Below are 24542 nucleotides of genomic sequence, written 5' to 3'. Positions count from 1 at the left end.
AGCGGGCACCACCGGGCAGGTGCCCAGCAAACGATGCGGCCGCGTCGTTTGATTGTCCGACACGTCGAAAAGAGCACAACAAGCATGCCGAGCAAGACCAGTGCCAAGTCGGCCAAGGCCATCAAGGCCGCGGGCAAGTCGGCCGGATCGTCCAGGAAGGGCGGTCGCGGGGGCAGCCTGGGCGGTAAGCGTCAGATTCCGTGGCTCATGATCGGGGCCGTGGTCTGCATCGTCGCCCTCATCGGCGGCATCGCCTGGGTGCTGGTGCCCAAGATCCAGGACAAGCAGGAGCAGGACAAGTACACGCCGTCCGCCCAGAAGAAGGATCCCTCGGATCAGATTCCGGGCGTCGTGAAGAAGGACTACGCGGCGGGCATGCACGTCGCGGCCACCCAGCGTGTGAACTACGACCAGTCCCCGCCCTTCGGCGGTCCGCACGACGGCTCGTGGGCGGCCTGCACCGGCGTGGTGTACGCCAAGGCGATCCGCACCGAGAACGCGGTGCACTCGCTCGAGCACGGCGCGATCTGGATCACCTACAACCCGGACAAGGTCGATCAGGCCGGCATCGACACCCTGAAGTCGAAGGTCAAGGGCAAGCCCTACAGCCTGATGTCCCCCTACCCCGGCCTGGACACCCCGATCTCCCTGCAGTCGTGGGGTCACCAGCTGAAGCTGAACAGCGCCGACGACAAGCGCGTCGGCGAGTTCATCACCGCGCTGCGCCTGAACCAGTACGCCTACCCGGAGGTCGGCGCGGACTGCGCGAACCCGACCTTCAACACCGACAACCCGCCGGCCTTCGACCCGACCTCGCCCGGCCCCGACGCCGTGCCGATGGACGGCAAGGGCCTGCAGCAGGATGCGAGCGAGCTGGGTGGCGGCAGCGGTATTCCAGGCATGCCCGCCGGCGGTATCCCGGGTCTCCCGAACGGCGTGCCGGGCCTGCCCACCGACGGCACGAGCCTGCCCGGCGGCATCCCGTCCATCCCGGCCCCGACCGACGGCCCGACCCAGCCGGATCAGCCGGCTCCGACCCAGTAGTGCCGCCGTTCATGTCCGACATCCCAGATCGCAGCTCCGAGCCCGATCCCGCCGCCGAACCGGTGCCGCAAACACGCCGCAATCAGCAGCCCGCCCTGCTGGCGATCGGGGTGGTCGCGGTGCTGCTCATCGGTTTCATGGCCGGACTGCTGGTGGGCAATGCCATGCACCACGGCCCGGAGACGCCCGGCACGGTGGATGTCGGCTTCTCCCAGGACATGTCGGTGCATCACGCGCAGGCGGTGCAGATGTCGGGCGTCGCGCTGTCGGGGACCACGGACCCGGCGGTGAAGCGGCTCGCCTACGACATCCTCACCACGCAGGCCAATCAGGCCGGCCGCATGCAGGGCTGGCTGCAGCAGTGGGACAAACCGCTCATCTCCCCCAACGGCTACATGGGCTGGATGACAGACATGTCCACGCACGAGCATTCCGGCACCGCCATGCACTCCGGCGCGGTGCAGACCATGCCCGGCATGGCGTCCGATCAGGAGATGGCCGCCCTGGGCCAGGCCACCGGCCCGGCCCTCGACGCGCTGTACCTGCAGCTCATGCTGCGCCACCACCAGGGCGGCATGCCGATGATCGAGTACGCCGCCCAGCGCGCGGACACCGACGCGGTGCGCTCGCTGGCCGAGAGCATGGCCAAGACCCAGAAGAGCGAGGCCGATCTGATGACCCAGATGCTGGCCGAGCGCAAAGCCTCCCCGCTGCCGATGAACTGACCGAGCACCTCCGACCGACACGGACCGGGCACAGAAACGCCCGGTCCGTGTTCGTTTTTGGCGCAGCGCGAGCGATGCGATACGCTGTCCCAGCCCGACCGGGAGACCGGACGGGACCATCCCCGCCCTCGTAGCTCAGGGGATAGAGCGTCTGCCTCCGGAGCAGAAGGCCGCAGGTTCGAATCCTGCCGAGGGCACCACAGTAAGGCCCCGACCGTGGATCACGGTCGGGGCCTTACTCGTTCGCGGGGCGGCGGGCCGTTACGGCACCGAATGACTGACTTATCGTGCCATCGTGACCGATTGGGATTCCGATTCGAGGACTCGGGAGCAAAGGTAGTAGCTGTGCATCGCGGTGTCCGGTTGTGCAGGAGGCAGCCGGACACCGCGAGCGCTTTCTCGGGCCACGATCAGAGTTCAGGCCACGGCCAGGACCGCCTTGCCGGCGGATACGGCGGTGGACGAGATCGGTGCGGACGCCGACAGTTTCGGATCAGTCGGCGGTATGGCTGAGGACCGGGCAGGCCGCTGATCTCCTGGGCGCACGGCACCACCGGTGTCGCCGATGTCTGTGCGCCCTCCCAGGACACCTCCCCCCGGCGGCCTCACCGCCGACGACGTCTTCAACCGTGACGGGGACATCTCCGCACTGATCCGGGTGCCGAACGAAAACGACCCCAGCGCACTGGCTTTCACGCAACCGCTGCTGGTATTGCAGGGCCGCGCCGACACCACGGTGCCGGCGCTCGCCACCGACGCCATGGTGGTGCAGCAGCGCGCGGGCCGTCAGCCGTGCAGTACCACAGCTATCCGGGCGCGGACCACCGCGGCGTACTCGACGCGTCGTTCAATGACGCACTGGCCTGGGTGGATACCCGGTTCGGCCGGTGGGGTCAGGCCGCGGGCATCCAGCCCGGGTCGCGGCCGAACCAGGCGGCCAGCCGGTCGTAGGCGGGCGCGTCGGCGGCGATCGGCACCTCGTGCCCGAAAGCCTTTCCTGGACCGCGGAATTCGGGCTTCAGCAGCTGCTTGGACCAGGCCAGGCCATGCTCGGCGAGCTCCGGATCCAGGGTGCGGCCCTGACCGGTGGCCCGGGTGAGATCCCAGGCGTGCATGGCGAATTCGGTGATCTGCTGATCGGCGCGACCGCGCAGCGGGGCCTCCCCGCCCATGCCGGGCACCAGCCGCTCCGGATCGGCGGCGCGCCACGTCTCGAGTAGCGGCTGCGCGCGGGTGCGGAACTCGGCGGCCCAGTCCACGCCGACCGGGTCGGGCGGTGCGCCCCGGTCGGGCATCTCGCCGCGTGCGGCGATGGTGAAGTCGCGCAGGATCTGGCCCACGATATGGTCCAGCAGCCCGCGCACGCGCCAGTCCTCGCACGGCGTCGGCAGGGCTGCCTGGTCCGGGCTGACGGCGGCGATGACATCGCCCATCTGCGCGATGGCCCGTTCCAGGAGATCGATCGTCGGGTCCACCGGTGACTTGTCGGCCATGCGGCCAGACTAGCCCTGCGGCAAGACGTTCCGCGCCCCATCGGGCATGACGATCACCTGTGGCGGGGGAGCGGGTTCCGGCGCGGCCACGGCCTGCGGGGATCGGATCCGCCACAGCAGGTACAGCCCGGCCGCACAGCCCAGGGTGATCACCAGGGCCACCGCGCCGGGCACCGCGGAGACCGCCCCGTGCGGATCCCGATACCAGCGCGGCGAGTAGGCGACCCGGCCGAAGCTGCTGCCTCGCAACGCCACCACCAGGCACGGCACCACCAGTACGGCGAGCGCCACCACGGCGCTGCCGGCGGTCTTCGGGACCGCCGCGCCGAAGCAGAAGCCGATGGCCAGCGCGGTGAGGATCACACCGAGCACCGGGATCACCGCGTACTGGTGCGCGATGCCCGCGGTGCCGGCCGCGAAGACCGCCAGCCCGGCGGTCGCGGCGAGCGCGATCCAGGGCGCGCGCCATCGGCGTCCCACCGCCAGCCCGGCCACCACGGCCAGGACCGGGAACGGCGCGGTCCAATCCGGCCGGGGCACCGCGATGATCGCGCTGCCCGCATTGGCCACCGCCACCGCGAGCAGCACCAGGGTGCCCTCGCGCCCGGGCAGCAGCAGCGCCGCGACCAGCGCCGCGCCGATGGTGATGGCCGCGGCCACCCCGGCCTGCGCGACGGTGCCGGCGTGCTGCACGAACCACTGCGTCGACAGCGTGGTCGCGGTGACCAGGATCAGCGCGGACAGGATCGGGCCCATCGCCAGATCGGTGTTCTCGTGTTCGCCCGCCGGTTCCGGCTGCTGGACGGCGATCCCCGCGACCAGCAGCGCACCGGCCAGCACGAGCAGCCACACCGGTGGCGTTCCGGTCGACGCCCATTCGGTGAGGGGATTGCCCCGGCCGCCCGAGGGCGGCAGCGAGGTCTGGTCGGCGATCAGGATCGCGGACAGGGCGCCGACCAGGTACGCGCCCGTCGCGATGGGTTTGCCGAATACCGCGACCGCGAGCGCCCCGAGCAGGATGCCACTGAAGATGGAATCGATGTAGTTGGCGGTGGTCAGATTTCCCGGGATCGCCGCGTCGCGGTTCCACAGCTGGTCGATCACCAGCACCACCGCGCTGCCGCTCGACGCGATCCAGGCCGTCTTGTGCCCGAGCGCGACCACCAACGCCGCCGAGACCACCGCGAACGCCGCGCCGGCGGCGGCCGCGCGCGGCATGTTCAGCACCAGCAGATCCAGCTGCAGTACCGGGCCTTCGGAGGTCCAGCCCAGATCGAGGGGGGCCATGAGCAGCAGTCCGGCCACCGCCGCGCCCAGCAGGGCGGCCATCGCCTCGATCGGGACCGCGTAGCGTCGCAGCGCCAGGGGCGCGGTCCTGTCCAGCGGGTCTGCCAACGCGAACCTCGCGCCCATCTCGTCACCTACTCCCTCGGTGATGCGACGCCTTCCGCGTTACAGCAATAACGAGCAGCTATCTCTCGCGACATTAACAGCTGCGGTATGTGGGAACCCTGAGAAGTGGAGCCGGTCACAGTCCTTCGGCGGGCCGGGGAGCGGGCCCGAGACACCGTCAGGCGCAGCGGAAACGGAAGATCGCCGGCGGGGTGACGCCCGGCGCCGAGGTGACCTGAACGGCCGGATCACTGTCCAGCGCACAGCCGATCGGGGTGCTGACCTGAACCCGGTAGCAGCCGAGCGCGCCGTTGTAGACGGCCGTGCCGTCGACGCCGGTGGTGAGAGTCGCCACATTCGCGCCGCCGCCGCAGGGCGCGATGTCGGCGGCCACGCCCGCCATGGGGAACTGCTCGGGGCCGTAGACCGCCTGCACCGTCACCGCGGGATCGGCGGCCGGCTCCGCGGACGCGACCGGGGCCAGGGCGCACGCGAGCGGGGCCAGGGCGCACGCGGCGGCGAGAGCGGATGTGACGAGCAGCGTGCGGCGCACCTTGTCTCCTTCGGGACGAGCTGAGGCAGTTCGCCTCTGCGGCCGACGATTCGGCCTCCGCGCCACTATAGGGACTCCCCGGTCCGATCGGTCACATTCCGACCGGCCGGACTGGCCGATCGCTCAGACCGCGGAGACCGCGCCGACCCGGCTCACGGCGGCCGCGCCGGTTGTCCGGCCGGCGGCGGCGCACTGCTCAGAGGTGAAAGCGACTGCCGCGCCGAGGACTTCGAGCTCGACACGGTCGCCCACCGTGGGCGCGTCCACGCTCACCCGGCGCACCTGGACAGGTTCGGGGCAGCCGTCGAGGTCGAGGGTGAGCAGGACGTCCGCACCCCGGAACTCGAGGGCGCGCACGGTGGCACAGCCGGCATGACCGTCGGCGGCCGCCCGGGCCAGCAGCTGTTCGGGCCGCATCATGACCGCGCCCGCACCGGTCGGCGCGTTCACCTGCACCGGGATGCGGCCGAGCACGGTCTGGGCGGTCTCCGTGCCGATGGCGGCGTCGAGCAGCACTGTGTCGCCGAGGAATCCGGCCGTGAACAGGTCCGCGGGGGCCGCGTACACCTGCTCCGGGGTGCCGACCTGGGTGAACCGCCCCGAGCACATGACCGCGACCTGATCGGCGAAGGACAGCGCCTCCTCCTGGTCGTGGGTGACCAGGATGCTGGTCATGCCCGCGGCGCGCAGGGTCTCGGCGACGGCCTGCCGGGTGGCGGCGCGGAGTCCGGTGTCCAGGGCGCTGAAGGGCTCGTCCAGCAGCATGAGATCGGGTTTGCGGGCCATGGCGCGGGCCAGGGCGACGCGCTGCTGCTGGCCGCCGGAGAGCTGATGCGGCCGCCGATTCGCGTAGGACGGGTCGAGCGAGACCATATCGAGCAGTTCGGCGACGTGCTGCCGATGCTTGCGCCGCGCGCCCAGTCCCCCGCCGAGACCGTAGGCGATGTTCTGCCCCACGCTCAGGTGCGGGAACAGCGCCCCGTCCTGCGCCACGTAGCCGATTCTGCGCCGGTGCGATGGCACCGAGAAGCCCTGGCGGGTAATGGTTTCCCCGCCGACGGATACCGATCCGGCGTCCGGGTTCTCGAATCCGGCGATCACCCGCAGCAGCGTGGTCTTGCCGCATCCGGAGGATCCGACCACCGCCGTGGCGCTGCCGTCGGCGACGTCGAGGCTGATGCCGTCGAGCACCGGCGCCTGTCCGAAGGTCTTGCGAACCTGGTCTACGACAAGACGACTCACAGCCCCGCCGCCTTCCTGGATTGGGTGAACAGCAGATAGGTGACCGGCACCGAGACGATGATCATGATCAGCGCGTACGGCGCGGCGGCCGCGTAGTCCAATTCGCCCGACAGCTGCCAGAACTGCATGGCGAGGGTGTTGGTGCCGTTGGGGGCCAGCAGCAGAGTGGCGGTCAGCTCGGTGGCCACAGCCACGAACGCCATGGCCGCCGCCGCGGCCGCCGCGGGTGCGGTGAGCCGCAGGGTGACGCGGAAGAAGGTGGCGGCCGGGGATTTTCCGAGCGCCTGCGAGGCCTCCTCCAGCCCCACCGGCACCTGCGCCAGCCCGGCACGCACGCTCACCAGCGCGCGCGGCAGGAACATGAGCGTGTAGGCGGCCAGGATGGTCGCGGCCGTCTGATAGAGCGCGGGCAGCCAGCGAATCGACACGGTCACCAGCGCCAGCGCGATCACGATGCCCGGCAGCGAACTGGTGATGTAGTTGGCCCCCTCGATGATCCGCGCGAACCGCGAGGTGGAGCGCACCGCGACCCAGGCCACCGGGAAGGCGCACAGGGTGGTGATCACCGCGGCGGTGGCGGCCAAACCGATGGTCTGACCGAGGGATTCGCCGATATCGGTGGTGTTCCACACCGCCGAGCCGCCGATCTTCAGCCACCGGCCGATGGTCCACAGCGGCACGCCCAGCGTGGCCGCCAGCGCGGCGGTCAGCAGCGCGAACATGGGAATCTTGGTCAGGCCCAGGCGAATCCGGTTCGCGCCCCGCTGCGCGCCGCCGCCGATCCGGGCGTAGCGGGCCCGGCCGCGCACGGTGGCCTCACCGGCCAGCAGTACCAGGCACAGCACCACCAGCACGCCCGAGAGCGTGCTGCCCGCCGCACCCGCGAAACTGGACTGGTACTGCTGGAAGATGGCGGTGGTGAAGGTGTCGAACCGGATCATGGCGAAGGCGCCGTACTCGGCCAGCAGGTGCAGCGAGATCAGCAGTCCGCCACCGAGAATCGCCAGCCGCAGCTGCGGCAGCACGATACGTGCGAAGACGGCGACGGGCCCGGAGCCGAGAGCCCGGGCCGATTCCTCCACGGCGGGATCCAGCCGCCGCAGGGTGGCCGCCGCCGGGAGGTACACCAGCGGGAAGTACGAGACCGTCGAGACGAGCACCCCCGCCCAGAGCCCGTGCAGCGAGGGGATGACGCTGACCCAGCCGTAGCTGTTGACGAAGGCCGGAACCGCGAGGGGGGCCGCGAAGATCGGGCCCCACCAGGCCGCGCCCGGCACGTCGGTGCGTTCCACGATCCAGGCCAGGCCGATGCCCAGCGCCACGCAGATCGGCACGGTCAGCACCACCAGTTCGGCGGTGTTGCGCAGCAATTCGGCCACGCGCGGGCGGAACACCAGCTGTGCGGTCTCGTGCCATCCGGTCGAGACCAGGGTGGACACGATGTACCCCAGCGGCACGAAGGTGGCCGCCACCATGAGCAGGGCGGCGATCGTGACGATCGCCCCGGGCCGGATGGCCGATGCACTCGAGACCATCCTGGTCAGTGCCCGGCCCCTGCTGGGCAGGTCCTTCGCCGCCCGGGTGGGTGCAGCGGTCCGAACAGCCACGGTTAGAGCAGACCCGCCTCGGTCATGAGCTGCGTGACCTTCTTGGCGTCCAGCTTGCTCGGGTCGATCTTGGGCGCGCCGAGCGAGGCCAGCGGCGGCAGCGCCGGGTTGGCCGCGACCTCGGCGGCCACCGGGTACTCCATGGAGTCGCCGTCGCGCAGCACCTCCTGGCCCTGCTTGGAGGTGATGAAGGCCAGGAACTTCTGGGCGTTGGCCTGCTTCTTGCTCGACTTCAGCACGCCGCCACCGGAAATGGAGACGAAGGCGCCCGGGTCCTGGTTCTTGAAGTAGAACAGCTGGGTGTTGCCGCTGTTCTCCTTGGTCTTGGCCTGGTCGCGGTACCAGTAGTAGTGGTAGATCACGCCGCCCTCGAACTGGCCGGAGTTGGCGCCCTTCATGACGGTGGTGTTGTTCTGCGAGATGACCGCGTTGTCCTTCATGCCCTTCAGCCACGCCTTGGTGGCGTCCTCACCCTTCTGGGCGAGCAGGGCGGCCACGATCGCCTGGAAGTCCGCGCCGGAGGCGGCGCCGCTCCAGCGGCCCTTCCACTGCGGCTGCTGCAGATCCAGCAGCGACTTGGGCAGCTGGTCGGCCGGGAGCTTGGCGGTGTTGTAGACGAAAACGGTGGAGCGCGCGGCGATTCCGGTCCACTTGCCGGTGGAGGGGCGGAACTGGTCCGGCACCTGGGCCAGGGTGTCCTTGTCGACGTCGGAGAACAGGCCGGCGTTCTCGACCAGCGCCATGGCCGGGGAGTTCTCGGTGAGGAAGACGTCGGCGGGCGAGTTCTTGCCCTCGGCCACGATCTGGTTGCCGAGGTCGGTGTCACCACCGTTGCGGAGGGTCACCTTGATGCCGGTGTCCTTGGTGAACGCGTCCACCCACTCCTTGGTGAGGGATTCGTGCTGCGCGTTGTAGACCAGGATCTCGTTGTCGTTCTTCGACGAGCTGGAGCAGGCAGTGGTCGCGCCGAGCACCGCGATCGCCGCCAGTGCACCGGACACCAGTTTCCATCGAGCCGCCGTCATGACCGTCCTTTCGCTTGCCCAGCCTCGTCTATGAGGTTTGCCTAACCAACGTACCGTCCCATGTCACGAGTTCAAATGCCACCCCACCAATCGACACGGAATCGCTGTAGTCTGCGTGCGTTCCGGGGACGGCCCCGGACGGACAGCAACCGAAGATCGGCCGGAGTCGAAGGATCTCGATGAGCTTGCAGCGGCGTACCTCCTTGACCATCGGACTCGGCGTGGCCGCCGTGGTGCTCGTGGGAGGTGGCATCGCCACCGCGGTGACGTTGAACGGCAAGGACTCCGGACCGAGCGACGACAAGCGCGTCGAGACCGCGGTGCGCGATTTCTACGACGCGCTCTCCGCCGGCGGCGCGTCGCAGGCCGTCGGTAAGACCTGCGCCGGCGACCGCGCCCAGTACGACGCGCTGCCCGAGGCCCAGCGGAAAGCCATGGATCAGGGCAAGATCTCCATGAAGGTCGATTCGGTGCAGGGCATCACCATCACCGGCGACCGCGCCACGGCCGTCACCCTGGGCACGCTCACCCTGCCCGGCACCGCCGAGAGCAAGCGTTCCACCAATGAACACCTGCGCAAGGAAGACGGCGTATGGAAGGTCTGTTCCACCGACGCGAAGTAGGGCGGTCATGAGCTGCTGCGGCCCGAACCGGCGGCAGCTACTGGGCCTGCTGGCCGCCGCGGCCCTGCCGCTGGCGGCGCCGAGTCCGGCTCGGGCACAGGCGGGTTCGCTGGTGGCGACCGATCTCGAGGTCGTCACCATCACCGAGCAGTCGGCCGTCTTCACCTGGACGACGCTGGGCCCGGACGCGGCCGGCAACCCTGTTCCGGTGGAGACCGGCAGCGAGGTCTGGCTCGGTCCCGCGGACGGGACCGGGCTGCGGCAGGTCTTCGGCGACCCGCAGCCGACCGCCTATCACTACGCCGAGGTCACCGGGCTCGAGCCCGGTCGCGCCTATCGGTTCGAGGCGCGTTCGCAGGGCATCGCGGCCGCGCCCGCGCTGAATGTCGCCACCCGCCTGCCGAATACGCCGGAGACGCAGGGGGTCTTCACCACATTGGTGCCGCCGCCGGGCCGGCTGCTGCGAACCCTCGCCCTGTCCAATGACATTCACTTCGGCGAGGAGGTCAGCGGGCTCATCACCGCGGGCCTGCCGCCCGGCGTGCGCCAGGAGCCCGGTCTCGCACCGTATCCCGAGGTCATGCTGACCGCGCTGCTCGACGATATGCACCGGCCCGACCGTGCTGTCGACCATCTGCTGCTCGCCGGCGACCTCACCGCCGAGGCCACCCCGGACCAGGTGCGCGGCGTCCACACCCACCTCGCGAACTGGGGTGCGCCGGGCCGGGACTGGTTCGCCGCCCGCGGCAATCACGACCGCCCGCACCTGGGCTCGGACTACGCGGACTGCAGCCCGTACCTCGACCACTACGACTGCTGGGGTGATTCCTTCACCGCCCGACAGCAATTGGCGGCCTACGAGGTCGGCGAGCTGCGCCTGATCGCCCTGGACACCACCCAGCTCGACGCCCCGGGCGGCACTGTGGACCGGTCCCAGCTCGACGAGCTACGGGACCGGCTCACCGGCGACCCGGACCGTCCCACACTCGTTTTCGGTCATCACCCGGTCACCACCGAGTCCGGCTGGTCCAATCTGGCCGGACCGAGCTTCATTCTCGATGCCGCGAATGCCGCCGAGCTGCAATCGATCTACCGCTCCGCGCCCGGTGTCTTCCTGCACCACGCGGGGCACACCCATCGCAACCGCCGGACCCGGCCCGATCTGCCCATCCCGGTGGAATTCCTGGAAGTGGCGGCGGCCAAGGAATATCCGGGCGGCTACACGCTGCTGCGCCTCTACGAGGGCGGCTACATGCTGAATTTCCACAAGACCCGCACCAAGGCCGCGCGGCGCTGGAGCGCGCGGTCGCGGGGCGAATACTTCGGTCTGCTGCCCGAATACACGCTGGGCACGACCGCCGACCGCAATTTCGTGGTGTCGCGCGATCTCTCCGGCGTGATCGCGAGCTGAATGCGAGAACGCCTCCCGGGTGTACGGGAGGCGTTCTCCGATGGAGCGACCGACGGGACTCGAACCCGTGTGACAGGCTTTGCAGGCCTGCTCCTAACCAACTCGGACACAGCCGCAGGATGTACCCCAATAGTGCGGCGAATCGGGCCTGCGGCCGAGGTTTTGAATCACCGTGATTCGTATGCGCCCCGCGGATCGGCTCGGCGCTGCGACCTACCGGTTCGCGACGTGCGATGATCGGGTCATGTCTCGACCACGTCCACTGCCACTCGACCCGATCGAGGAGGCGCACCGTCAGTGGACCGAGCACGGCTGGGGGGACGTGGCCGACGGAATGGCGGCGGTGACGTCGCTGGTGCGGGCGCAGCAGATCGTGATGGCGCGGGTGGACGAAGCCCTGCGGCCGTCCGGTTTGACCTTTTCCCGGTACGAGTTATTGATGCTGCTGAGTTTCAGCAAAACCGGCGCGCTGCCGATGGCGGTGGCCAGCGCCCGCCTGCAGGTGCACCCCACCTCCGTCACCAACACGGTGGACCGGCTGGAGGCGGCGCACTTGGTGAAGCGTGTGCCACATCCCAGTGACCGGCGGGCGACGCTCATCGAAATCACTGATGCCGGAAGAGAATTGGTGGCCAGGGCCACCACCGAGCTGAACCGGCGAGTTTTCGCCGAGGCCGGACTGCCGCCGGAACGATTGCAATTGCTGCTGCAATTGCTGTCGGAGTTCCGGCAGAGCGCAGGCGACTTCGATCCGGGTAGCTCGCCGACACGATGGGCCGGTCAGTAACCGGTCAGCGACCCGGCAGCCAATTTCGCGCGTCATAGTCTTGGATTCGGCTCGCAAAAGGTTCACCATTGAGCGCATGGTGCTGGTCCTCGGGGTGTCGGCGGGCGCTGCTGGCGCACGTGCCATGCTCACCCATTCCGACCAGCCTCACCTGCCTCCCATCGACCGCTGCAAGGTCCTGCGCCGGACCGGTGATCGCGGCATGGAGGACCCCGTCTTCGAGGCCATCCAGCAGATGCGCAAGTCGGCCGCCGAGCGCGACGAATTCATTACCGGCATCGCCGTGACCTGCCGCTCGGCCACCCACGCCGAGGCCATTCGCACCGCCGCGGGCCGCAACCGCCTCACGGTCATCGATGAGCCGGTGGCCCAGCTCCGATATCTCCGATTCACCCGGAAGCTACCGAGCGAGGGTTCGGTTCTGCTCTACGACCTGGGCGCGTCGGGACTGACCCTCACCCAGATCGACTGCCGCAACGATGCCGTCCTCGCCACCAAGCGCAGCACGGTCCTGGGCGGTGACGGCCACGACGCCCTGCTGCGCTGGCTGCTCACCCGCGCCGGGGTCACCGTGGATCTGGCCACCACCCGCCGTCAGAAGGAGGCGCTGGCCTCCGAGCGCGTCCTGGCCGTCTGCGACCCGATCACCGGGCAGCGTACCGTGGTCACCCGCAGTGATTTCGCCGAACTGGTCGAAGCGGGCATTCATCACTCGGCGTCCTTCGTCCGCCACATGATCGACGAGACCGGTATCCAGCCAACCGGAATGGCGCTGCTGGGCGGCTGCACCCGCAACAAGAGCATCCGGGACGAGCTGAAACAGCAGCTGGGCTATCCGCTCATCTACGATCCCGAACCCGAATTCGTCTCCACCCGCGGCGCGGTCCTGCTGGCCGCCGAACGGCCATCGGCCCGCAGCATCCGCAGCGTTCGCCTGGCCCAGGCCGCCACCTCCCACGAGGCCCCCGCCACCTCCCCGGTCTCCCGCCGCAAACTCGTTGCGGCAGTGGCGGTCACCGCCACCCTGGGCGGCACCATCGTCGGCGCGCTGGCCATGAACCGCGACGGCGCCGAACACCCCGACGGCAAGCCCCCGACCGTCGAAGTGGTCGGCCCACCCAAACACGGCTGACACCAGCGCCCGCACCGATGACCTCGAGCACGAGGCCCACCCGAACACGCCTGACGCCGACGCCTGCCGCGATGACCTCGAGCAGGAGGCCCGCCGAACACGCCTGACGCCGACCCCCCGCCGCGATGACCTCGAGCACGAGGTCCGCCGAGCAGTACCCGCCCCCTCTCGTCACCGTGCCCCGCTGCCTCAGGCAGCGGGGCACGAGAGCTCCGAGAGTGGTTGCGGCGCTTACTTGTTGGTGAAGTTCGCCGGGCGCTTCTCGACGAAGGCGGTCATGCCTTCCTTCTGGTCCTCGGTCGCGAAGAGCGAGTGGAAGACGCGGCGCTCGAAGCGCAGGCCCTCGGTGAGGGTGGTTTCGAAGGCGCGGTCGACCGCTTCCTTGGCGATCATGACCGACGGCAGCGACATGGACGCGATGGTCTCGGCGACCTCCATGGCGGTGGCGACCAGGTCGGCGGCGGGCACGATGCGCGAGACCAGGCCCGCGCGTTCGGCTTCCTCGGCGTCCATATTGCGGCCGGTGAGGACGAGGTCCATGGCCTTGGCCTTGCCGACGGCGCGGGTGAGGCGCTGGGAGCCGCCCATGCCGGGGATGACGCCGAGCTTGATCTCGGGCTGCCCGAACTTGGCGGTGTCGGCGGCGAGCAGGATGTCGCACATCATGGCGAGTTCGCAGCCGCCGCCGAGGGCGTAGCCGGCGACCGCGGCGATGATGGGCTTACGGAACGCGACCAGTCGGTCCCAACCGGCGAAGTGGTCGGTCAGGAACATGTCCATATAGGACTTGGACTGCATCTCCTTGATGTCCGCGCCGGCCGCGAAGGCCCGGTCGGACCCGGTCAGCACGACCGCGCCGACCTCGTTGTCGTTCTCCAGCTCGTCCAGCGCCGCCGAAATGTCGGCCAGGACCTGCGAGTTCAGCGCGTTGAGGGCCTTCGGCCGGTTCAGCGTGATGAGGGCGACACGCCCCTTGCGCTCCAGCAGAATGGTCTCGAAGTCTGTCACGCCGGTTCCTCTCCCGATCGCTTGCGGATATCGGTGACGATAGCCGAGAAGTCCTTGCCCGCTTCCTCCTGGTTGAAGCGGCTGTAGATCTCCGCCGCCAGCTGCCCGATCTGCCCGTCGACCCCATTGGCCCGCAGCGCGTTCGCCGCGAGACCCAGGTCCTTGGACATGAGCGCGGTCGCGAAGCCGGGCTGGTAGTCATTGTTGGCCGGGCTGGCCGGAACCGGTCCTGGCACCGGGCAGTAGGAGGTCAGCGCCCACGACTGCCCCGAGGCGGTGGACACCACATCGAAGAACTTGTCGTGGGTGAGCCCCAGCTTCTCGCCCAGCACAATGGCTTCCGAGAGGCCGATCATGGAGATGCCCAGCAGCATGTTGTTGCAGATCTTGGCGGCCTGACCCACGCCCGCGCCGCCGCAGTGCACGACCTTGCCGCCCATCACCTCCAGCAGCGGCAGCGCGTCGGCGAAGTCGGCGTCCGCGCCGCCCACCATGAAGGTGAGGGTGCCCGCCGCCGCGCCCGCCACGCCGCCGGAGACCGGGGCGTCCAGGGCCCGATGTCCTGCTGCCGCAGCGAGTTCCGCGGCTTGCTTGGCATCGGCGACGTCGATGGTGGAGCAGTCGACGAACAGGGTGCCCGGCTTGGCGGCCGGGAGGATCTCGCCGTAGAGGTCGAGCACGATGCGGCCGTTGGGCAGCATGGTGATCACGATGTCGGAGGCCGAAACCGCTTCCGCGGCAGTGGCGACCACGGTCGCCCCGTCCTGACGCGCCTGATCCTGCGCGGCGGGCACCGGGTCGAAGGCGAGGACGTCGTATCCGGCCTCGACCAGGTTGGCGGCCATCGGTCCGCCCATGTGCCCGAGACCGAGGAACCCGACCTTGGTGTTGTTGCTCATTACTCGTCCTTCAATGCTCTATTCGCCTGAAACGGGTGCGGCCAAACCCAATTCGCGATCGCCGAGCGCGCCGAAGTAGGCGTCGACGTCGGCGTCGGTGACGTCCGCCAGGGTGGCGGGCGACCACTGCGGGTTGCGGTCCTTGTCGATGACCTGGGCGCGGATGCCCTCCACCAGGTCGTGGGTGTTCAGGGCGGCGACGGAGACCCGGTACTCCTGGTTCAGCGCCGTCTCGAGGTCGGCGGCCCGGCGCGCATCGCGCAGCGAGCGCAGCGTGACCTTCAACGCCACCGGCGATTTCGACAGCACGTCGGCGGCGGCCTTGGCGGCCTCGGCCCGGCCGTCGAGCTGCAGCCGGTGCACGATCTCCTCGACGGTGTCCGCGCTGTAGCAGGAGTCGATCCACTCCTGCTGTGCCACGAACTCCGAGACCGGTGCGGGCTGCGCGAACTTGGCGATGGCCACGTCGACCTCGGCGTTGGTCAGCGCCTCCAGCAGCGCCGGAATGTGTTCCGACGGAACGAAATAGTCGGCGAACCCGGCCGCGATGGCGTCGCCGGCGGACATGCGCGCGGTGGTGAGCGCGACATGGGTGCCGATCTCGCCGGGCGCGTGCGCCAGCAGGTAGGTGCCGCCGACGTCCGGGATGAAGCCGATGCCGGTCTCGGGCATGCCGACCATGGACCGCTCGGTCACGATGCGGTGCGAGGCGTGCCCGGACAGGCCGACGCCGCCGCCCATGACGATGCCGTCCATGACCGCGACATACGGCTTCGGGTAGCGGCCGATGAGGGCGTTGAGGATGTACTCGTCGCGCCAGAACGTACCGCTCGGGGAATCCGCGGCCACCGCGGGCGAATCACCCTGGGCCACAGCGTGCTCGGCGTCGTTGTGGATGGCGACGATGTCGCCGCCCGCGCACAGCCCGCGCTCGCCCGCGCCGGTGAGCACCACCGCGCGCACCTCGTCGTCGTCCGTCCAGGACCGCAGCGCGTCCAGGATGGTCAGCGCCATCGGGTGATTGAGCGCATTGATGGCGCGGGGCCGGTTGAGCGTGATCAGGCCGAGGCCGTCGCGCTGCTCGATCAACACCTCGGGTTCACGCACCGTGCTCTTCGATGCCTCAGCGCTCATGCTGTTTCCTTTCTGGCGCGAACGGGGGTCCTCCGTGGTTACGCAGGCTGCCGCCTCCGGACCCTGACCGTTCACGCCGCCCCTACCACCGAGCGGGCGACGACCACCCGCATGATTTCGTTCGTGCCCTCGAGAATCTGATGCACCCGCAGGTCGCGGACGATCTTCTCGATGCCGTATTCGGCCAGGTAACCGTAGCCACCGTGGAGTTGCAGGGCCTTGTTGGCCACCTCGAACCCGGCGTCGGTGGCGAACCGCTTGGCCATGGCGCACAGCTCCACCTTGTCGGGGGCGTCGGCGTCCAGCGCGGCCGCAGCCCGCCACAGCAGGGTGCGGGCGGCCTCCAGCGAGGTGCGCATGTCGGCCAGCTCGAACTGCAGGGCGGTGTTGTCCAGCAGTCGCGAGCCGAACGCCTTGCGCTGGGCCAGATAGGCGACGGTCCGATCGAACGCGGCCTGCGCCCCGCCCATCGAGCAGGCGGCGATGTTCAACCGTCCGCCATTGAGCCCGTTCATGGCGATGCGGAAGCCGTTGCCCTCCTCGCCCAGCAGGTTGGCCGCCGGGATCCGGGCATTGTCGAGAATCACCTGCCGGGTGGGCTGCGCGTTCCAGCCCATCTTCTTCTCGTTGGCCCCGAAGGACAGCCCGGGCGTATCGGCCGGGACGATGAAGGCCGAGATCCCGCGCGCCCCTTCGCTTCCGGTGCGCGCCATGATGACGTACACGTCGGTGCTGCCCGCGCCGGAGATGAACTGCTTGACGCCGGTGAGCAGGTAGTCGTCGCCGTCACGGACGGCCTTGGTGCTCAGCGCCGCCGCGTCGGAGCCGACGCCCGGCTCGGTCAGCGCGTAGGAGGCCAGCAGGTCCATGGAGCTCAGCCCCGGCAGCCACCGATTGCGTTGCGCCGCATCGCCGTAGGTGTCGATCATCCACGTGGCCATATTGTGGATGGAGATGTAGGCGGCCACGGCCGGGCAGCCGGTGGCCAGCTGCTCGAAGATGCGCACGGCGTCCAGCCGCCGCAGCTCCGAGCCGCCCACGTCCTCGCGCACGTAGATGCCGCCCAGGCCGAGCGAGCCCGCCTTGCGCAGCACGTCCACCGGGAAGTGCTTGCGCTCATCCCATTCCAGGGCATTGGGCGCGAGCAGCTCGTCGGCGAAGGAGCGGGCGGTCTCGACGATCGCCTTCTCGTCCTCGTCAAGTACGAACATCAGGTCAGTCCATGGTCGGGATGACGAAGGCGTTGGACTCCTTGAGTCCCGCGGGCCAGCGCTGCGTCACCGTCTTGGTCTTGGTGTAGAAGCGGATCGAGTCCGGGCCGTGCTGGTTGAGGTCGCCGAAGCCGGAGCGCTTCCAGCCGCCGAAGGTGTGGTACGCGATCGGCACCGGGATCGGGACATTGATGCCGACCATGCCGACCTGGACGCGGGCGGCGAAATCGCGCGCGGTGTCGCCGTCGCGGGTGAAAATGGCGACGCCATTGCCGTATTCGTGCTCATTGGGCAGGCGCAGCGCCTCTTCGTAGTCCTTGGCGCGAACGATGGTCAGCACCGGCCCGAAGATCTCCTCCTTGTAGATCCGCATCTCCGGGGTGACGCGGTCGAACAGCGAAGCGCCCGCGAAGAATCCGTCCTCGCCGCCCTCGACGACCAGGCCGCGTCCGTCGATCACCAGTTCCGCGCCCTCGTCGACGCCGATCTGGACGTAGTTGTTCACCCGGTCCACGCCGTCGCGGCCGACCAGCGGGCCGAAGTCCGCGCCCGGGTCGTCGGAGACGCCGACATTGAGTTTGTCGATGCGCTCGATGAGCTTGGCGCGCAGGCGATCCGCGGTCTCCTCGCCCACCGGCACGGCGACCGAGATGGCCATGCAGCGCTCACCCGCGGAGCCGTAGCCCGCGCCGATGAGCTGGTCGGCCACATCGTCGAGGTCGGCGTCCGGCATCACGATGGCGTGGTTCTTGGCGCCGCCGAAGCACTGGGCGCGCTTGCCGTTGGCGGAGGCGGTCTCGTAGATGTACTGCGCGATCGGGGTGGAGCCGACGAAGCCGACGGCCTTGATGCGCTCGTCGTGCAGCAGCGTGTCGACGGCTTCCTTGTCGCCGTTGACCACATTGAAGATGCCCGCGGGCAGTCCGGCCTCGAGGAACAGCTCGGCCAGGCGCAGCGGCACCGAGGGGTCGCGCTCGGAGGGCTTGAGCACGAAGGCATTACCGCAGGCCAGCGCCGGTCCGGCCTTCCACAGCGGGATCATGGCCGGGAAGTTGAACGGGGTGATGCCCGCGACCACGCCCAGCGGCTGCCGCATGGAGTACACGTCGATGCCGGTGCCGGCGCTCTCGGTGTACTCGCCCTTGAGCAGGTGCGGGATGCCGACGGCGAATTCGATGACCTCGAGGCCACGCTGGATGTCGCCCTTGGCGTCGGCGATGGTCTTGCCGTGCTCGCTGGAGAGCAGTGCGGCCAGCGAATCCATCTCGTCCTGCACCAGGGTCAGGAACTTCATCAGGATCCGGGCGCGCTTCTGCGGGTTCATGGCGGCCCAGGCCGGCTGTGCGGCGGCGGCATTCGCGATGACCGCCTCGACCTCACTCTTGCTCGCCAGCGGCACCCGTGCCTGAACCTGGCCGGTGCTGGGGTTGAACACATCGCCGAAGTTGCCCGAAGTTCCCGGGACGTGCTTTCCGCCGATGAAGTGAGTCAGTTCGCGAACCATGCCAGTCCTGTCTCGATGCTTGCGCGCCGATTGCGCGGTCTGTGGCGATCCTATAGTTGGACATCCAAGTATTGGCTGTGGGATAATTCACAGCACCCAGAGAGCCTCCGAGAGTTGGAGCAACCGCATGCCCGATCTGCATGTCCCGGTTCATCCAGTGCGGTTCGTGACCGCAGCGGCGCTGTTCGACGGCCATGACGCGGCCATCAACATCATGCGAAGAATCCTGCAGGCCCAGGGAGCCGAGGTGATTCATCTGGGGCACAACCGGGCCGTACGCGACGTCGTGGACGCGGCCGTCACCGAGGACGTGCAGGGCGTCGCGGTCAGCTCGTATCAGGGCGGGCACATCGAGTACTTCGAGTACCTGGCGCAGGCCTTGAAAGAGGCCGGGGCCGAGCACGTGAAGATCTTCGGCGGGGGCGGCGGGGTGATCATTCCCGAGGAGATCGCGCGGCTGGCCGACTCGGGGGTGACGATCTTCTCACCGGAGGACGGGCAGCGGCTCGGGCTGCCGGGGATGATCAATCACCTGATTTCGGCCTGCGACGTGGATCTTTCACACACGCCCGCGTCGGTGGAGGCGGTGCTGAGCGGGGATCGGGCGGCGCTGGCGCGGACCATCACCTGCCTGCAGCAGGGGACGCTGCCGGAGGCGGACCGAGCGGCGCTGACGGCCGCGGCGGCCGTGCGGCACGTGCCCGTGCTGGGCATCACCGGCACCGGCGGATCCGGAAAGTCCTCTCTCACAGACGAACTCGTGCGGCGGCTGCGCACCGATCAGCAGGACAAGCTGCGGGTCGCGGTGCTGGCGGTGGACCCGACCCGGCGGCGCGGCGGGGGCGCGCTGCTGGGCGACCGGATCCGGATGAACGCCCTCGACGGCGAACGGGTCTACTTCCGGTCGCTGGCCACCCGGGGTGAGCGGGAACTGCCGCACGATATCGACACCATGGTGATCGCCTGCAAGGCAGCGGGATTCGATCTGGTGATCCTGGAGACGCCCGGCATCGGCCAGGGTGACGCCGCCATCGCCGAGCACGTGGACGTGTCGCTGTACGTGATGACGCCGGAGTTCGGCGCGGCCTCCCAGCTCGAGAAGATCGACATGCTCGATTACGCGGATGTGGTGGCCATCAACAAGTTCGAGCGGCGCGGGGCCGAGGACGCGCTGCGCGATGTGTCGCGGCAGCTGGTGCGGAATCGGGAGGAGTTCCACGCCACGCCCGAGGACATGCCGGTCTTCGGCACCAGCGCGGCGACCTTCAACGATGACGGAGTGACGGCGCTCTACCAGCACCTGAGCGGATTGCTCGCCGAGCAGGGGCTGCCTCTGCAGGAAGGCGTGCTGCCGCGGGTGGCCACCCGCACCTCCACCCGCTTCGCCCAGATCATTCCGCCCGCCCGCGTGCGCTATCTGGCCGAAATCGCGGAAGCCGTACGGGATTACCATGCCGGCACCGCGCGCGAGATGGAAGCCGCGCGGCGTGTCCAGCGCCTGGAGCAGGTACTCGCCGAGCTGCCGGGCGACGGCGCAGTCCCGGCCCCGGCGACCGCGGCCACCAGCGATGCCGTCGCGTCCGATGCCGCCGGAGAGGTGCTGCGCGGGCTGCTCGCGCAGGCTCGCGCCGGCCGGACGCCGGAAACCGCTGCGCTGCTGGCGGAATGGCCAGCGGTCGCGGAATCGTACCGGGGCGACGAACAGGTGGTGCGGGTCCGCGATCGGGAGCTGCGGACAGCGCTGCGCCGGGAGACGTTGTCCGGCAGCTCGATTCCCCGGGTGGCGCTCCCCCGCTTCACCGATCACGGTGAGCTGCTGCGATTCCTGCGCTCGGAGAACCTGCCGGGGCGCTTCCCGTTCACCGCCGGGGTGTTCCCGTTCAAGCGCGACAACGAGGATCCGGCGCGCATGTTCGCGGGCGAGGGCGATGCCTTCCGCACCAACCGCCGGTTCAAGGTGCTCTCCGAACACGCCGAGGCCAAACGGCTTTCGACCGCCTTCGACTCGGTCACGCTGTACGGGCACGACCCGGCCGAGCGGCCGGACATCTACGGCAAGGTCGGCACCTCCGGGGTGTCCATCGCCACCCTCGACGATATGAAGGCGCTCTACGACGGCTTCGACCTCGACGCGCCTACGACCTCGGTGTCCATGACCATCAACGGTCCCGCGCCGACGATTCTGGCCTACTTCCTCAATGCCGCCATCGATCAGGCGGTGGCGGAGTTCGCGGCCGAGCAGGGCCGCGAGCCCACCCCCGACGAGGCGGCCGGCCTGCGCGCCCGCACCCTGGCCACGGTGCGCGGCACCGTGCAGGCCGACATCCTCAAGGAGGACCAGGGTCAGAACACCTGCATCTTCTCCACCGAGTTCAGCCTGCGCATGATGGCCGACATCCAGGAGTGGTTCGTGCGCAACGGCGTTCGCAACTTCTACTCGGTGTCCATCTCCGGCTATCACATCGCCGAGGCCGGGGCGAACCCGATCAGCCAGCTGGCCTTCACGCTGGCCAACGGCTTCACCTATGTGGAGGCGTATCTCGCGCGGGGCATGGACATCGACGACTTCGCGCCCAACCTGTCGTTCTTCTTCTCCAATGGCATGGACGCCGAGTACTCGGTGATCGGCCGGGTGGCACGGCGCATCTGGGCCATCGCCATGCGCGACCGGTACGGGGCCAACGAGCGGTCGCAGAAGCTGAAGTACCACGTGCAGACCTCCGGGCGGTCACTGCACGCACAGGAGATGAGCTTCAACGACATCCGCACCACACTGCAGGCGCTCATCGCGGTGTACGACAACTGCAACAGCCTGCACACCAATGCCTACGACGAGGCGGTCACCACGCCGACCGAGGAATCGGTGCGCCGGGCGCTGGCCATCCAGCTCATCATCAACCGGGAGTGGGGGCTCGCGATGAACGAGAACCCGCTGCAGGGCAGCTTCATCATCGACGAGCTGACCGATCTGGTGGAGGAGGCGGTGCTGCGCGAGTTCGAGCGGATCAGCGAGCGCGGCGGGGTGCTCGGGGCCATGGAGACCGGCTATCAGCGCGGGCGGATCCAGGACGAGTCCATGCTCTACGAGCGGCGCAAGCACGACGGCAGCCTGCCCATCATCGGGGTCAACACCTTCCGCAATGGGCACGAGGAAGCGCCTCGGGTGCTGGAACTGGCCCGTGGCACCGAGGCCGAAAAGCAATCTCAGCTGCAACGAGTCCGCGAATTCACCGATCGGCACCGGGATGCGGCGCCCGCGGCGCTGGCCCGGCTCGCGGCCGCCGCGGCGAGCGACGAGAACGTTTTCGAGGTGCTGATGGAGGCCGCGCGGGTGTGCACACTCCAGCAGGTCACGGACACCTTCTTCACAGTGGGCGGTCAGTATCGGCGCAATGTCTGAGCACCGTCCCGCTGGTGACACTCGACCTCCGCCTGGCGAAGGCCGCGGCGGCCCCCGGCGCGCGCACCATCGTTCCGACCACATGACCGGGGGACGACAGCGGACCGGAACGCGGCAGGTGGTTTCAGTGTCTGATTTCCGGGTCTGATTTCCGGAGCGCGGACGCGTCGGCGTGGAACAATCCGGGGCAGGCCGACCCAGGCGGAAGGGACCTCATGGACCTCGCGGGAATGACTGTCGTGGACGCCCACATTCACCAGTGGGATCCGCTCACCACGCCACGTGAGTTCAGCGGGCTGGCGAAGCTGTTCCGCTATGTGCCGGTACCGATCGATCTGGCGAAACGGCTGGCGCCGCGGCGCGACCGCGAATTCGTCGGGGATCCAACACCTGTCATCCATCCGTACCTGCCGCGTGACTATCAGGAAGACGCCGGGGACGTTCCGGTCGAGGCCATCGTGCACATCGAGGTGGAGTGGGTCGGCAAGGGCCCGCTCGGGCCCGCCGACGAAACCCGGTGGGTGAGCAGCCTGCCCTTCGGCGTGGACACCCCCGCGCTCGGGGCGATCATGGGCGCGGGCGACCCCACCGCCGCCGAGTTCGCCGAACTGCTCGACGCGCACCGGGCCGCCTCGCCGCTGTTCCGGGGCATTCGCGCCCGCGTCGAATACCACCCGGACCCGGACGTGCGCGCGACCTGCAAGACCCCGGGCCTGCTCACTTCTCCTGCCTTCCTGGACGGCTTCGGCGCGCTCGCCGACCGCGAGCTCTCGTTCGAGGCGTGGGTGTACTCGGGACAGCTGCCCGAGGTGGCCGCGCTGGCCGAGCGCTATCCCGGCACTACCATCGTGCTCAACCATCTCGCCACGCCCGCAGGTATTTTCGGGCCGGTCGGGCGGAACACCGGGCGCAATCCCGGGCAGCGGCGCGAGTTGTTCGTGCGCTGGCGCGACGACCTCACCGCTCTCGCCCAGCACGCCAATGTGGTGGCCAAGGTGAGCGGCCTGATGATGCCGATCCTCGGGCATCCGGTGCCGCGGCGGGGTCAGCCGACCCCGGTTCCGGTGCTGCTGGAACGGATTTCGCCGATGCTGGAGCACGCGCTCGACGCGTTCGGTGCCGATCGGCTCATCTGGGGCTCGAACTTCCCGGTGGACAAGCCGATTACGAGCATCCCGAATGCCGCGGAGGCGGTGGCCACCGCGCTGGCCGGGCACGGGGCCGACGACAAGGCCATCGAGCAGATCTTCCGCCGCAATGCCGAACGGGTGTACGGGATCGACGTGCTCTGAGCCCACTCCCCGGGACGGATTTGCCGCGTCCGCCTTTGCCGCAGGGTCGCTGTGGCTATCGTGATGCGCCATGGAACGGATCCTGCGGATCGGAATGGGTTTCTGGGAGTCCCGGACCTTGCTCAGCGCAGTCGAACTCGGCGTGTTCACGGTGCTCGGGCATCGGCAACTGACCGCGGAACAGTTACAGCGCGAACTGGGCCTGCATCCGCGGGCCGGCCGCGACTTCTTCGACGCGCTGGTGGCCATGGAGATGCTGCGGCGCACCGACAATCGGTACGCCAATACCGCCGACACCGCCACCTACCTGGACAGCACCGGCAGCGAGTACATCGGCGGCTTCCTGGAGATGGCCGCGGCCCGGCTCTACCCGTTCTGGGGCCGGCTCACCGAGGGCCTGCGCACCGGGCAGCCGCAGAACGAGGCCCGCGACGGCGGCGACTTCTTCACCACGCTCTACCGGGATCCACAGCGGCTCTATGACTTTCAGCGCGCCATGACCGGGCTGTCGCTGCCCAGCGCGCACGCCCTCGCCGAGGTGTTCCCGTGGCATCGCTGGAAGTCGATGGCCGATATCGGCACCGCCCAGGGCGCGCTGCTGCGCACCGTCCTGGAGACCAATCCGCACCTGCACGGCATCGGCTACGACCTGCCGGCAGTCGAGCCGATCTTCACCGAATACAGTGCGCCGGTGGCGGATCGGGCCATCTTCCAGGCCGGCGACTTCTTCACCGATGAGCTGCCCGAGGCCGATGTCCTGGTCTTCGGCCACATCCTGCACAACTGGGACCTGCCCACCAAGCTCATGCTGCTGGAGAAGGCCCACCGCGCCCTCCCCGACGGCGGCGCCATCCTCGTCTACGAGTCGCTCATCGACGACGACCGCCGCACCAATCTCTCCGGTCTGCTGATGAGCCTCAACATGCTCATCGAGACCCCCGGCGGCTTCGACTACACCGCCGCGGACCTGCGAACCTGGCTGGCCGACACCGGTTTCCGCGACCCCCTGACCGAGCACCTCGCCGGGCCGGAGTCCATGGTCTGGGCGGTGAAGTAGCCG

General features: G+C 69.1%; 20 protein-coding genes and 2 tRNA genes. 10 read left to right on the top strand and 12 right to left on the bottom strand.

Annotated features, from left to right (window positions below):
- Window positions 1-84: 84 nt before the first annotated feature.
- From ACFXKA_RS32140 to ACFXKA_RS32130, 3 genes are all read left to right on the top strand, one after another.
- Complete coding sequence (locus ACFXKA_RS32140; protein ID WP_379430174.1) at window positions 85-1044, top strand: DUF3105 domain-containing protein; 960 nt, start codon at window positions 85-87, stop codon at window positions 1042-1044.
- A gap of 11 nt (window positions 1045-1055) precedes the next feature.
- The gene (locus tag ACFXKA_RS32135; RefSeq protein ID WP_379430173.1) at window positions 1056-1769 is read left to right on the top strand and encodes a DUF305 domain-containing protein; all 714 of its coding nucleotides are present in this window, start codon (window positions 1056-1058) and stop codon (window positions 1767-1769) included.
- 124 nt (window positions 1770-1893) lie between these two features.
- Window positions 1894-1969 (top strand) — tRNA-Arg (locus tag ACFXKA_RS32130).
- Window positions 1970-2662: 693 nt separating this feature from the next.
- On the opposite strand, the gene ACFXKA_RS32125 is transcribed toward ACFXKA_RS32130, so the two are convergent.
- The 6 genes from ACFXKA_RS32125 to ACFXKA_RS32100 form a co-directional block, all read right to left on the bottom strand.
- Window positions 2663-3262, bottom strand: coding sequence for a TIGR03086 family metal-binding protein (locus ACFXKA_RS32125; RefSeq protein ID WP_379430172.1), 600 nt, complete (start codon window positions 3260-3262; stop codon window positions 2663-2665).
- Between the two features lie 9 nt (window positions 3263-3271).
- A complete protein-coding gene (locus ACFXKA_RS32120) occupies window positions 3272-4675 on the bottom strand; it encodes a hypothetical protein (protein WP_379430171.1) in 1404 nt (467 codons plus the stop codon).
- Window positions 4676-4832: 157 nt separating this feature from the next.
- Window positions 4833-5207 (bottom strand): hypothetical protein, encoded by a 375-nt coding sequence (locus ACFXKA_RS32115; RefSeq protein ID WP_379430170.1) that lies wholly within the window; start codon window positions 5205-5207, stop codon window positions 4833-4835.
- A 123-nt stretch (window positions 5208-5330) separates the two neighbouring features.
- Window positions 5331-6449 carry an ABC transporter ATP-binding protein gene (locus ACFXKA_RS32110; protein ID WP_379430169.1) on the bottom strand — a complete coding sequence of 373 codons (1119 nt, stop codon included), beginning with the start codon at window positions 6447-6449 and terminating at the stop codon, window positions 5331-5333.
- A complete protein-coding gene (locus ACFXKA_RS32105; protein WP_379430168.1) occupies window positions 6446-7984 on the bottom strand; it encodes an ABC transporter permease in 1539 nt (512 codons plus the stop codon). Before ACFXKA_RS32105 ends, ACFXKA_RS32110 begins: the two co-directional genes overlap by 4 nt.
- A gap of 74 nt (window positions 7985-8058) precedes the next feature.
- Window positions 8059-9081, bottom strand: a complete 1023-nt coding sequence (locus ACFXKA_RS32100; protein WP_379430167.1) for an iron ABC transporter substrate-binding protein — start codon at window positions 9079-9081, stop codon at window positions 8059-8061.
- 179 nt (window positions 9082-9260) lie between these two features.
- Between ACFXKA_RS32100 and ACFXKA_RS32095 the strand changes: the two genes are divergently transcribed.
- The gene (locus ACFXKA_RS32095; protein ID WP_379430166.1) at window positions 9261-9704 is read left to right on the top strand and encodes a hypothetical protein; all 444 of its coding nucleotides are present in this window, start codon (window positions 9261-9263) and stop codon (window positions 9702-9704) included.
- A 7-nt stretch (window positions 9705-9711) separates the two neighbouring features.
- Window positions 9712-11115 carry a metallophosphoesterase gene (locus tag ACFXKA_RS32090; protein WP_379430165.1) on the top strand — a complete coding sequence of 468 codons (1404 nt, stop codon included), beginning with the start codon at window positions 9712-9714 and terminating at the stop codon, window positions 11113-11115.
- A gap of 41 nt (window positions 11116-11156) precedes the next feature.
- On the opposite strand, the gene ACFXKA_RS32085 is transcribed toward ACFXKA_RS32090, so the two are convergent.
- Window positions 11157-11231 (bottom strand) — tRNA-Cys (locus ACFXKA_RS32085).
- Window positions 11232-11359: 128 nt separating this feature from the next.
- On the opposite strand from ACFXKA_RS32085, the gene ACFXKA_RS32080 reads away from it, so the two are divergent.
- Window positions 11360-11902: a MarR family transcriptional regulator gene (locus tag ACFXKA_RS32080; RefSeq protein ID WP_354849479.1), complete on the top strand. Its 543-nt coding sequence runs from the start codon at window positions 11360-11362 to the stop codon at window positions 11900-11902.
- Window positions 11903-11978: 76 nt separating this feature from the next.
- Entirely contained in the window at window positions 11979-13034 is a 1056-nt protein-coding gene (locus tag ACFXKA_RS32075; protein ID WP_354849476.1) for a hypothetical protein, read from the top strand.
- Window positions 13035-13265: 231 nt separating this feature from the next.
- Here the strand turns inward: ACFXKA_RS32075 and ACFXKA_RS32070 are convergent, their stop codons facing one another.
- From ACFXKA_RS32070 to ACFXKA_RS32050, 5 genes are all read right to left on the bottom strand, one after another.
- Window positions 13266-14042 carry an enoyl-CoA hydratase gene (locus ACFXKA_RS32070; RefSeq protein ID WP_379430164.1) on the bottom strand — a complete coding sequence of 259 codons (777 nt, stop codon included), beginning with the start codon at window positions 14040-14042 and terminating at the stop codon, window positions 13266-13268.
- Complete coding sequence (gene mmsB, locus ACFXKA_RS32065) at window positions 14039-14941, bottom strand: 3-hydroxyisobutyrate dehydrogenase (protein WP_379430163.1); 903 nt, start codon at window positions 14939-14941, stop codon at window positions 14039-14041. Before mmsB ends, ACFXKA_RS32070 begins: the two co-directional genes overlap by 4 nt.
- Window positions 14942-14959: 18 nt before the next feature.
- Window positions 14960-16075 carry an enoyl-CoA hydratase/isomerase family protein gene (locus ACFXKA_RS32060; protein ID WP_379430162.1) on the bottom strand — a complete coding sequence of 372 codons (1116 nt, stop codon included), beginning with the start codon at window positions 16073-16075 and terminating at the stop codon, window positions 14960-14962.
- A gap of 71 nt (window positions 16076-16146) precedes the next feature.
- Window positions 16147-17286: an acyl-CoA dehydrogenase family protein gene (locus tag ACFXKA_RS32055; RefSeq protein ID WP_379430161.1), complete on the bottom strand. Its 1140-nt coding sequence runs from the start codon at window positions 17284-17286 to the stop codon at window positions 16147-16149.
- A gap of 4 nt (window positions 17287-17290) precedes the next feature.
- Complete coding sequence (locus tag ACFXKA_RS32050; protein ID WP_379430160.1) at window positions 17291-18790, bottom strand: CoA-acylating methylmalonate-semialdehyde dehydrogenase; 1500 nt, start codon at window positions 18788-18790, stop codon at window positions 17291-17293.
- A gap of 127 nt (window positions 18791-18917) precedes the next feature.
- Between ACFXKA_RS32050 and icmF the strand changes: the two genes are divergently transcribed.
- The 3 genes from icmF to ACFXKA_RS32035 all read left to right on the top strand — a co-directional run bounded on the left by icmF (window position 18918) and on the right by ACFXKA_RS32035 (window position 24539).
- Window positions 18918-22190 (top strand): fused isobutyryl-CoA mutase/GTPase IcmF, encoded by a 3273-nt coding sequence (gene icmF, locus ACFXKA_RS32045; RefSeq protein ID WP_379430159.1) that lies wholly within the window; start codon window positions 18918-18920, stop codon window positions 22188-22190.
- A gap of 230 nt (window positions 22191-22420) precedes the next feature.
- On the top strand, window positions 22421-23482 hold the full coding sequence (locus ACFXKA_RS32040) for an amidohydrolase family protein (protein WP_379430158.1): 1062 nt from the start codon (window positions 22421-22423) through the stop codon (window positions 23480-23482).
- Between the two features lie 70 nt (window positions 23483-23552).
- The gene (locus ACFXKA_RS32035; protein WP_379430157.1) at window positions 23553-24539 is read left to right on the top strand and encodes a methyltransferase; all 987 of its coding nucleotides are present in this window, start codon (window positions 23553-23555) and stop codon (window positions 24537-24539) included.
- Window positions 24540-24542: the final 3 nt, after the last annotated feature.

It is taken from the genome of Nocardia sp. NPDC059228 (genome assembly GCF_042754245.1).
Lineage (GTDB): Bacteria > Actinomycetota > Actinomycetes > Mycobacteriales > Mycobacteriaceae > Nocardia.
Note: the sequence above shows the minus strand (reverse complement) of the source record. Positions and strands in the feature narration are given on the sequence as shown.

Bases quoted from the DNA above. Each gene is read 5' to 3' on its own strand.
- ACFXKA_RS32105 (WP_379430168.1), bottom strand. From the start codon at position 7,984: ATGGTCTCGAGTGCATCGGCCATCCGGCCCGGGGCGATCGTCACGATC.
- ACFXKA_RS32090 (WP_379430165.1), top strand. From the start codon at position 9,712: ATGAGCTGCTGCGGCCCGAACCGGCGGCAGCTACTGGGCCTGCTGGCC.
- ACFXKA_RS32140 (WP_379430174.1), top strand. From the start codon at position 85: ATGCCGAGCAAGACCAGTGCCAAGTCGGCCAAGGCCATCAAGGCCGCG.
- ACFXKA_RS32120 (WP_379430171.1), bottom strand. From the start codon at position 4,675: ATGGGCGCGAGGTTCGCGTTGGCAGACCCGCTGGACAGGACCGCGCCC.
- ACFXKA_RS32125 (WP_379430172.1), bottom strand. From the start codon at position 3,262: ATGGCCGACAAGTCACCGGTGGACCCGACGATCGATCTCCTGGAACGG.
- ACFXKA_RS32135 (WP_379430173.1), top strand. From the start codon at position 1,056: ATGTCCGACATCCCAGATCGCAGCTCCGAGCCCGATCCCGCCGCCGAA.
- ACFXKA_RS32060 (WP_379430162.1), bottom strand. From the start codon at position 16,075: ATGAGCGCTGAGGCATCGAAGAGCACGGTGCGTGAACCCGAGGTGTTG.
- ACFXKA_RS32100 (WP_379430167.1), bottom strand. From the start codon at position 9,081: ATGACGGCGGCTCGATGGAAACTGGTGTCCGGTGCACTGGCGGCGATC.
- ACFXKA_RS32080 (WP_354849479.1), top strand. From the start codon at position 11,360: ATGTCTCGACCACGTCCACTGCCACTCGACCCGATCGAGGAGGCGCAC.
- ACFXKA_RS32075 (WP_354849476.1), top strand. From the start codon at position 11,979: ATGGTGCTGGTCCTCGGGGTGTCGGCGGGCGCTGCTGGCGCACGTGCC.
- ACFXKA_RS32095 (WP_379430166.1), top strand. From the start codon at position 9,261: ATGAGCTTGCAGCGGCGTACCTCCTTGACCATCGGACTCGGCGTGGCC.
- ACFXKA_RS32040 (WP_379430158.1), top strand. From the start codon at position 22,421: ATGACTGTCGTGGACGCCCACATTCACCAGTGGGATCCGCTCACCACG.
- ACFXKA_RS32035 (WP_379430157.1), top strand. From the start codon at position 23,553: ATGGAACGGATCCTGCGGATCGGAATGGGTTTCTGGGAGTCCCGGACC.
- ACFXKA_RS32050 (WP_379430160.1), bottom strand. From the start codon at position 18,790: ATGGTTCGCGAACTGACTCACTTCATCGGCGGAAAGCACGTCCCGGGA.
- icmF (WP_379430159.1), top strand. From the start codon at position 18,918: ATGCCCGATCTGCATGTCCCGGTTCATCCAGTGCGGTTCGTGACCGCA.
- mmsB (WP_379430163.1), bottom strand. From the start codon at position 14,941: ATGAGCAACAACACCAAGGTCGGGTTCCTCGGTCTCGGGCACATGGGC.
- ACFXKA_RS32055 (WP_379430161.1), bottom strand. From the start codon at position 17,286: ATGTTCGTACTTGACGAGGACGAGAAGGCGATCGTCGAGACCGCCCGC.